At 69.5% G+C, this 1,615-nt stretch carries 2 protein-coding genes; one reads left to right on the plus strand and one right to left on the minus strand.

The features are described 5' to 3' along the window. A partial coding sequence (locus VIG79_RS16525; RefSeq protein WP_331887601.1) for a HAMP domain-containing sensor histidine kinase occupies positions 1 to 654 on the plus strand: 654 nt, incomplete at its 5' end. On the opposite strand, the gene VIG79_RS16530 is transcribed toward VIG79_RS16525, so the two are convergent. Then, on the minus strand, positions 623 to 1,615 hold a 993-nt coding region (locus VIG79_RS16530; RefSeq protein ID WP_331887603.1), incomplete at its 5' end, for an NAD-dependent epimerase/dehydratase family protein. The genes VIG79_RS16525 and VIG79_RS16530 overlap by 32 nt on opposite strands.

Raw genomic sequence — 1,615 nt, forward strand, 5'->3', positions numbered from 1 at the left:
GACCAGCCCTCGGCGTTGCGGCAGATCCGTCAGACCGTGGACCGGATGAACGGTCTCGTCGGCGACCTGTTCGAGCTCAGTAGATTGCACGCTGGCGCTGGTCATCCACCGGTGGCATCACGGATGGTGAGCCTCGTCGAGACGGCCCACGACGTGGTCAGCGAGCTCGATGAACATGCTCGACGGCTGATGGTCGACCTCGACCTCGACCTGCCACCGGACCCTGAACGCCTCGCGGTGCTGGGCAGCGGTGACGAGCTGACCCGGGCCCTGACCAACCTGGTCGGCAACGCGGTGCGGCATACCCCAGGAGGCGGCCGGGTGTTGGTGAGCGCGTGGCGCGCTCCCGACGGACGAGCGTGCGTCTCGGTGACCGACAGCTGCGGCGGGATCGAGACCGGTGACCTCGACCGGGTCTTCGACGTCGGCTGGCGCGGCGAGCCGGAGCGCGGCGACGACGCCGGAGCCGGTCTCGGGCTGGCGATCGCCAAAGGAGTCGCCGAAGCGCATCGCGGATCACTGTCCGTGCACAACGTTCCGGGCGGTTGTCGTTTCGAGCTCGAACTTCCCGGTCAGACACGACAGGCCGGGCCGGCGCCAAGGCGGGCAGGGCAGCAGGACGCTATTGCTCCGGCGGAACTGCCAACCCGCTGAGGTCCCGCACGCCGTCCTCGAGTGGGACGCGAGCCGACCAGCCCAAGGCGTTTGAGATCCGAACGCTGGACGCGACGATGTGTCGCACATCGCCCAGCCGGTACTCCCCGGTGAGCACTGGTGGGGGGCCACCGGCAGCCGCTGCCAGAGCCGCGGCCATCCCCAGGGCGGTGGTCACCACCCCAGAACCGACGTTGTACGCGGCATGACTTCCTTCGACTGCGGCTGGCGGCCGCAGCCCGGATCGGGTAGTGGCTGTGAGCGCGGCAACGAAAGCGCCGGCGACGTCATCGACGTGCACGAAGTCACGTCGCTGACCGCCGTCCTCGAACACCCTGGGGGCCTCGCCCCGGGCGAGTGCTGAGGCGAAGATGGCCGCAACCCCGGCGTACGGGGTGTCCCTCGGTAGGCCCGGCCCGTACACGTTGTGCAGTCGAAGCGACACCACACTGCTGTTGGTTTCTCGCGCCCACACTGTCGCCAGCTGTTCCTGCATGACCTTCGTGGCGGCATACGTGTTCCTTGGATCAGCGGCGACGTTCTCGTCGACCTCGATCGGGGTCAAGGCGGCCCCGCAGTGCGGGCACGGGGGCTCGAACTGGCCGGCAGCGAGCGCGGCGGGGGTACGCGGGCCAGCCCGGACGAGGCCGTGAGCTTGGCAGGAGTACTGCCCGTCGCCGTAGATCACCATCGAGCTGGCCTGGACGAACCGCCGCACACCGGTTGCGGCGCAGGCGCGAAGGAGCACCGCTGTCCCCAGGGCGTTGCTCGAGACGTAGTCGTCAATGTCATCAAACCGCGCACCCAGACCAACCTTGGCCGCCAGGTGCACGACCGCATCGGCGCCGTCGAGGTGACCCGTCACGAAGTCCAGGTCGCGGACGTCGCCCACGGCCAGCCCAACCCCGGTCCCGTTCAGGCGGGCGCGCGTCCCGGCTCCGCCATCGTGGTGCGCGTCGGT

Source organism: Lapillicoccus sp. (genome assembly GCF_036559105.1).
Taxonomy (GTDB): Bacteria; Actinomycetota; Actinomycetes; order Actinomycetales; family Dermatophilaceae; genus Lapillicoccus.